Source organism: Frankia sp. CcI156, assembly GCF_001983015.1.
In the GTDB taxonomy this organism is placed as follows: Bacteria; Actinomycetota; Actinomycetes; order Frankiales; family Frankiaceae; genus Frankia; species Frankia casuarinae.
Map to the genome: position 1 here is coordinate 1 of NZ_MOMD01000102.1, position 7,653 is coordinate 7,653.

The following is a 7,653-nucleotide window of genomic DNA, read 5'->3' on the forward strand; positions in this document are numbered from 1 at the left end:
GGCTGCCGCTGCCGCGGGCCGCCGACGGCCGGATCGTGCTGGGTGTGGACGTCAGCCCGTGGCTGCGCCCGGCGAGGTTCCCAACTCCTCACACCAGGTGAGGCCACATGTGAGTCCGCGGGCAGCGCCGGGCGTCCGCGCCCGGCGAGGTTCCCAACTACTCCGGCACCGAGACCGCCGCGAACATCACAGGCAGCGCCGGGCGTCCGCGCCCGGCGAGGTTCCCAACCCCGTGGTGGCGGCATCTGCCGCGATCGCGGCGGCGGGCCGTCGGGGGTCCATTTCCCACCGAGGACGATGCGCAGAAGGCGCTGACGGCCTCGTTAGCGGAGCTTCACGGCGGCGACTGGCTGGAAGAGGCCTGACTCGAACCCACGACCGACGGATTATGAGATCATCGGCAGCCTGTTCGCCGGTCTCCATGGACGTCCGCCGGTCCTGATCACAGGTACACCCGGTCGCCCCGCCGCTTCTTGATGATCGACGCCACAATATGGACAATACACCCTTTGAAGCCATAATCGCACCGATCTGGTCGCGCAACGGTGCAGGTCGACCGGCGTACACCAGATCGTCGATCATAGCCAAAGAGGCATAAGTTATTCGCCAGCTAGGAAACTCAGGCTAGTCCAGAACATCCGCCGCGGCTACGACGAACTCGACGTCGAGGCCGATTCTCACCCGATACTGTCGCCTGTTCTCACCGAGCTCGCCCGCGCCATCTGACCGCCCGGCCGGCCAGAGCCTCGCACGCCCTACCCCTCACAACGCAACAGCCCCATGCCGAGGCCATGCCAGGGTGACACGCTCGATGTCAATGTGGATGCCTGCGCCTGCGACGATGTCTCTGCCGAGGGCCGCGACGATGCCGTCTGCGATGGCACCAGCCCGGACCGTCGGTGCGCATGAATCGTATGCCCCGCCCCGTCCCACCAGCCGCGTCCGATGAACTTGGGCGCAGCTGCCCGTCATCCTCGSCCGCGGTAGCCCCCGGGACAGGCTGCCCGGATGGTGTCCAGTGAGGGGATCGGTGTTCAAACGGTGCGGCTGCCGCGATCCCCAGACAGGCAAGGATTACGGCGCCCGGTGTCCGAAACTGCCYCGGTCGGACCACGGTTCCTGGTTGTACATGCACGACGTCCCACCCGGTCCCAATGGGCGGCGGCGGCGCACCACCGGCGGACCGTTCGAGACCGAGACGGAGGCCGAGGTCGCGTTGACCGGTTCCCTGGCCGAACTCCATGGCGGTGGGCGGCCCGACGACACCGGGCTCACCGTCGCCCGCTACCTCGACGACTGGCTCGATGGAAAGGCGAGTCTCGCCGCGTCCACCCGCCGCTCGTATGAGGAGCACGTCCGCCTCTATCTCAAACCCGGCCTGGGACACCTCAGACTCGCTGACCTGCGCGACCACCACATCGAACAGCTCTACGCCGCCATGCGGCTCATCGGCCGGGATCTGCACGGCAGGAAACGCTCACCCCTGCTCGTCCGCCTCCTCGAAGTCCGCAAAGACGACCCCAACCACCGCCGGCCCCTCAGCGCCTCCCGGCTACGCCGGGTGCACGCCACCACCATGAGCGCGCTCAACAGCGCCGTGAAACGTAAGAAACTTGGCGTCAATCCGGCCGAACACGTCGAACTACCCAAGGCCCGCAAGCCCCGACCGCTCGTCTGGACCGCACCGCGGATCRCCGCCTGGGAACGCACCGGTAAACGGCCCTCCCCCGTCATGGTCTGGACCCCGCAGCAGGCCGGTGCCTTCCTCGACTTCACCGTCGCCGACCGCCTTTACCCACTGTGGCATCTCATCGCCCACCGCGCCCTACGTCGCGGTGAAGCCGTCGCCCTCGGCTGGACCGAAATCGACATCGACGACGACAGTATCTACATCCTCGACAACCTCCCCGGATCCGTTTCCGGCGCCGACGACAACCTCGACCTGGACGGCGACGAATACACCGAACCCAAAAGCGACGCCGGCTACCGTACTGTCAGCCTGGACCCGGCTACAAAAAACGTCCTCACCACCTGGCAGGCGCGCCAAGACGAGGAACGCGCCGCTTACRGTAAGGCCTGGGTCGACAGCGGACGGATGTTCACTCATCCCGATGGCAGCAGGCTCACCCCCAACGGCGTCTCGCAACGCTTCGAACGGCTCATCACCCGATTCGCCACCATCCGCCATGAGCACGCCGAACACAGCTGGACCGTCGACCAGCTCGCCGCCCGGCATTTCATGCCCGAAGACGCCATTCAGACCGCGCTCGCCTTCGGCCCCCTGCCCCCGATCCGACTGCACGACCTGAGGCACACCGCCGCCAGCCTCACCTACCGGGCCACCAAGGACCTCAAGGTCGTCTCCGAACTCCTCGGACACTCCTCCGTCCACTTCACCGGCGACGTCTACACCTCGGTCTTCGCCGACGCGGATCGCGCCGCGGCCAAAGCCGCCGCCGACATCGTCCCCCRCCGACACCCACCCGGCCAGGTGGAACCCGACAGCTTGGACGACCCCACACCACCCCCCGCCAACGGACCTGGCCTCGACCTGTAGGACACCCCGGGTCAGGTTCGCAGCAAACTCCGGTCGCACCGACCGCATCGGCTCTTGATCCACCAGCAGCGCGGGAGACCACACCAACCGCGCACGGTCAAGATCGGTCAAACAGCCGGTAGACCAGGCCATCCCCACGACCGCGGCGGGGCCGCCGAGGGCCACCAAGAGCTCGTCCGCATCGACCGGCACCGAGGCACCCTCACCAGCCACGGCCACTCTCCGCAACCAGCGGAGGAGGCTCGGAAAATGGTTGCGGTCGCAACGTCACCAGCACGTCACCACCAGGGCCCGTTGTTGATCTCCACGGCCACCTGGCCGCTGCAAAAGGCCAGGTCAGGAGKGGTGGGGCGGGTGGGGCTCGAACCCACGACCGACGGATTAGCAATCCCATTGATTCGTTATCCGTCGCTACTCGCGAAAACATGCTGATACCTGCGGATTATGCTTGCAGGCAAGCATCGTCATTTGCCGCCATTCACCCTTATTGATCACTCAAAGTACGGGGTAAGTACGGGACGATCAGGCTAGTATGAGGGCGTTCGTTCCACTCCCGAAGGATGCGGCGGTGTGGCATGGCTCGTCCCAGTCTAGATCTCGGTGTCGGCGGAAAGATCTTCTACAGCGCCACGGCGAAGGGCTCCCGGGCACGCTGCTTCTACCGCGACCATGACGGGGTACGCCGCGAAGTCGAACGCGGCGGCACCTCCAAGGCGGYGGCCACACGGGCACTGAAACTCGCGCTGCGTGACCGGCTGCGGGTCGCGGTCGGCGACGGCGACATCACACCGGAGACGACTATGAAGGTCCTCGGTGAGGCGTGGTTTGCCGAACAGCAGAAGAAAGACCGCTCTCCCAACACCCTCGCGGCCTACCGCACCACCCTCGACCGGCACGTCTACCCCGCACTCGGCGGAGTGAAGGCCCGACAGGTCACGGTCGGAACCGCGGACCGGTTTTTCAGCGCGGTCACGACCAAAAGCGGCCCAGGTGCGGCGCGGATCGCGCGAACAGTGCTGTCCGGCATGTGCGCGATGGCCGCCCGGCTCGACGCAATGGACCGCAACGTGGTCCGCGACGCCGGGCAGATCACCCGACCGGAACCGAAGCCGGTATCCAAGGCGCTCGGCGCAGCCCAACTGCGGCAGTTGCGGGCGCTGCTCACCTACGACGAACGGGCGCGGCGCCGCGACATCCCCGATCTTGTGGACATGCTCATCGCCACYGGCGCGCGCATCGGGGAGGTATGCGGGATCGTCTGGGACGCGGTCGACCTGGACGCGGGCACCGTGGAAATCCGGTCCACCGTGGTGCGGATTACCGGCCAGGGTCTGATCAACAAGCCTCGTCCGAAGTCGAAGGCGGGCCACCGGCTGTTGCTACTCCCGGCCTGGGCCGTGGCCATGCTGCGCACCCGCCACCRCGGACAGAACAGTGACGAGGTGGTGTTCCCCGCGCAGATGGGCGGCCTACGCGACCCGAGTAACACTCAGGCCGACATCCGCGACGCCGTGAACGATGCCGGCTTCCCMGGCCTGACGTCCCWCCTGTTCGGCCKCAGGTCCGTTGCCACCCTCCTCGATGGGGATGGGCATACCCCCCGCCAGATCGCCGATGTCCTCGGCCACGCCAACCCGTCCATCACCCTGTCCACCTACATGGGCCGGAAGGTCTCGAACCCCGGCGCGGCGGAAACCCTCGCGGTCCTGGCCATATGACCCCAACCGCTAATCTGGAGCCCTTCGGTCTCCGCGGGCCGTCCACCGTCCCGACCGCGTACACCCGCCCGATCCATGCCGTGAAGATGCCAGAGCCCTTTGTGAGGGAATCTTATGTGTTCACAACCTAAAGCGAATTAGCGATGATGTAGGTACACAACAAAGCGGCCCGGAACGGTGCGCCAACACCGCAACCCGGGCCTGAGCCCCGAACCCCTGCGACCACAGGAGTACGTGACCTATGGCCATCATGCCACCACCACATGACGGGTGGACACCCACCATCAACCCGATGATCACAATCGTTCCGTCGTACCGTCCGATTGCGGTCGACGTCCACACGTGGGACGGGCACGACGGGATGAAGCTCGAAGCTGTGCTGATGTTGCCGGGCCTCGACCTGCGTCTGATCGACGGTGTGAGCGATGTGAACGCGGCTGCCTACTGGCTGCAAGTGGCTCAAGCCGTGCTACTGGCGGCGGGACGCCTGCTCCGGCGTGCCCAGACCCCGATACCGGACGATGAGCTAGCTGCCCAGACTCACGCGTTGGGTCCGCTGGTGCGTCTACTCGGCCTGTTCCAAACCCCCCGGATGTCACCGGATGACTACGCCCATCTCTACACGCTGCTACGCACGGTAGACGACGCGATGACCGCTCGCCGTGCCGCGCTGCCCACCGAGAACGCCCCGACCGACAATGGAGCGGGGCAGACCTGGGCGACGATCGCCTGTGCGGCGCTCGACGCTGCGATGCGGGCGTACGGGACGACGGAGGATGTATCCGGCGACGAAACCCCGCCCGACCGCGGCCCACGCCGCGACGTGATGCACCTACTGTGGTCTCTGACACACATGGCTAAGGACACAGACACTACCCTCGACGAACTTGACACCATGAATCGTCTACTTCAGACCGTTCAACAAACGGTAATCCTCGGTCAGCAGCCCTAGGCCGCGTCTGTCCTGGGTAGCTGCCACACCCGGCGGCTACCCAGGACCCGGGTCCGTAGTCCTGGCCCCCGGTGAGCTGCGCTGGCTCTCGTCACTCGACCGGTTTCAGTGACCATCCTTGACGCCTGACCCGGGTTGCTCCGTGGGCAAGCCTGCTCGTCCTGCGGGTGCGCTCTGCGCACTCGTGGGGCGAGTGGGCGCGGCAGCACTGCTTCTAACCCACACCCCTCGACCGGTGACATTCCCTGATCTCCTCGACGCTCCGAACGGGTGGCCGGGCCGACGCGCCCGGGTGGGGTGCCGACCGAAGGGAGGCGGGGCCCCGCCCGGCGCGCGGCGGGTCCGGACGGGTCCTGTTCGGCGCGGCGCGTGCGGCACATGTGACACGAACCACCCGGCGCCCCGAAGGGGCGCCCTTGAGGAAGTACAGAACATTAGCGACGATCAAACATCGTTGCTGTTTATGCAGGTTATCCGGTTAGACGAGGTCGATGGGCCTGTTGCGGCTGATCCGCCAGGTGTGGGCCTCGTCGGCCAATGATCGAATCGCGGGATAGTCGCGGTCAGTCACGGCGAGGACGACGTTGACCCGGCTTGCGATGTGAGCGGTCTGGAACGGGCCAGCGAGACGCAAACTTTCGCGGGCAAGTGCGGCCACCCTGTCAAGATCCGGTGACTTGCTCCGTGCAACGGCTACTGCCTCATCCGCGCGGAACACGGACGTCCGTGAGCTACTGCCCTGCTCGATGGCGGGTCGGACGTCGGCCGTTACCTCCATGAAGCGGCCTATCTCGCCAAGGCGGGAATACACTCGGCCGACGTCGAGAGAGAAGATCGGCAATCCGATGCTGGTAAGGCTGTCAACGACGGTACGATGATCCTCTCGCGGGCCGCGCTCGTCTGGAGTCAGCCTGCTAACGATGCTTTCGGCCTCGCTGACGGCCGCGTCAACTCCTCGGATGTCGCCATGGGCGGCGCGGGCCCCGGCAAGGCTGCCCACCAGCAAGATAGCCCGTTGTGGTCCGCTGGGTGCGTGGCGCAGGCCGTCGAGCGCGTACTGTTCGGCTCCGGCGGGGTTGCCGGCGTAGTCCTCGATGGTGGCCTGCATGAAGCGCGTCCAGGCGATCAACTGATTGTCTTCGAGGAGTTCGCCTCTGCGGTGGGCTTCCCGCAAGGACAGCCGGGCGTCGGTGGTGTGTCCGGCGTTGTTCTCCAGCCATCCGCGGATGCCGGTGGCGACACCGGATACGCGCCAGACCCGGGCCTGGTCGGCGGGCCGTAGCGGGTATTGGGCGGTGATGGCGTCGGTGAGCTGCTGCAACGCGATGGCCCGGCGCAATGTCTCGGCGGGGGGATGGTGCAGGTAGTCGGCCACCACGGCCTGTAGGGCCCCTTCGGCCGCGGATGCCGCGCCGCTGCCGGCGGTGGCGCGTTCCAGGATGGCCAACCTGTCGGCGGGCGCGATCATCGCTGCGGCTGTGCCGGTGGCGGTGAGTCCTATGGCTGCGGCGGTGAGGCTGAGTAGGTCTCTGCGGTTCGCGGTCTCCACCCCCTCGGTCTGCGGCGTGGGCTGGTGTTGTGAGGGTATCCCGGCTAGCGGTGGTGTAACAGACCCCGCATGATCGTCTTTGTGTTCGTGGGGGTAGGGGTAGCGGAATCCGAGTTCGGGTTCGCTGGCCTGGAAAAAGTGGCAGTAAGCCGCCTGGTAGGACGTGCCGGGGAAGTTGACGCCCCGCTCGTGCTTGYTGATCATCTCGGGGCCGGCGGCCGGTGGGGTGAACCCCGCTTCCTTGGCCACGACAGGGTCAATGTTGGCGATCTTGTCGGCGAGGGCGGCCCGGCTCAGTCCGAGTTGTTCGCGGTGGCGGCGTAGCTGGCCGGGGTTCCATCCCGGGTGTGTGCTGGGCTGAGGGGGCATGACGTCTCGCTTCCCTGGTTACCGGATTTCCCGGGAGAAAGCGTAGCCGGATGCTTACTGCTATCCGGTGATGTCGGTGGGCCTTGTCTGGCGTGTTTCCTGGTGGACCACATGTTTTCTGATCGTTTGCCGGATGAATACCTGATCGTTTGCCGTTCGGCTGCCGGTTCGGGCGCGGGAACGGTCGTCTAGGTGAGCACGGCTGTCCGGCATCGATAACCGTCTGTTTGCTCTCGATGCCTCCGGCTTGACGCGGTGGACTTCTCGGCGGCGGTTCCTGCCGGGTTGGCCTTCGTGTCCTCGGCGGGCGCCGTGAACGGTTCCGGGCGGGCTGTTCCACGCAGGTGGGGCCTGCCCGGGGCCACCTTGTGATCACGAGACGAGGGGGGTCCTGGCCGTGGGCCGGTGGGAGGACGAGCATTTTGCCCGGTTGGAGTGTGAGGTGCCGGTGCGGGGCCGGGATCGTCTGGCCTGGTGGCGGACGGCGCGGGCCGGCCTGGGGGCGGTG

The 7,653-nt window shown here is 66.6% G+C and carries 4 protein-coding genes; 3 read left to right on the plus strand and 1 reads right to left on the minus strand.

Annotated elements, in window-relative coordinates:
- Positions 1-1,129: 1,129 nt before the first annotated feature.
- The 3 genes from xerC (at position 1,130) to CcI156_RS23160 (ending at position 5,227) form a co-directional block, all read left to right on the plus strand.
- Positions 1,130-2,557 carry a tyrosine recombinase XerC gene (gene xerC, locus CcI156_RS23145; protein ID WP_254847582.1) on the plus strand — a complete coding sequence of 476 codons (1,428 nt, stop codon included), beginning with the start codon at positions 1,130-1,132 and terminating at the stop codon, positions 2,555-2,557.
- A 575-nt stretch (positions 2,558-3,132) separates the two neighbouring features.
- Complete coding sequence (locus tag CcI156_RS23155) at positions 3,133-4,275, plus strand: site-specific integrase (protein WP_076808235.1); 1,143 nt, start codon at positions 3,133-3,135, stop codon at positions 4,273-4,275.
- A 292-nt stretch (positions 4,276-4,567) separates the two neighbouring features.
- A complete protein-coding gene (locus CcI156_RS23160) occupies positions 4,568-5,227 on the plus strand; it encodes a hypothetical protein (protein ID WP_035734610.1) in 660 nt (219 codons plus the stop codon).
- 478 nt (positions 5,228-5,705) lie between these two features.
- Here CcI156_RS23160 and CcI156_RS23165 read toward each other — a convergent pair whose 3' ends face one another.
- Positions 5,706-7,145, minus strand: a complete 1,440-nt coding sequence (locus CcI156_RS23165; RefSeq protein ID WP_139341587.1) for a hypothetical protein — start codon at positions 7,143-7,145, stop codon at positions 5,706-5,708.
- Positions 7,146-7,653 lie beyond the last annotated feature (508 nt).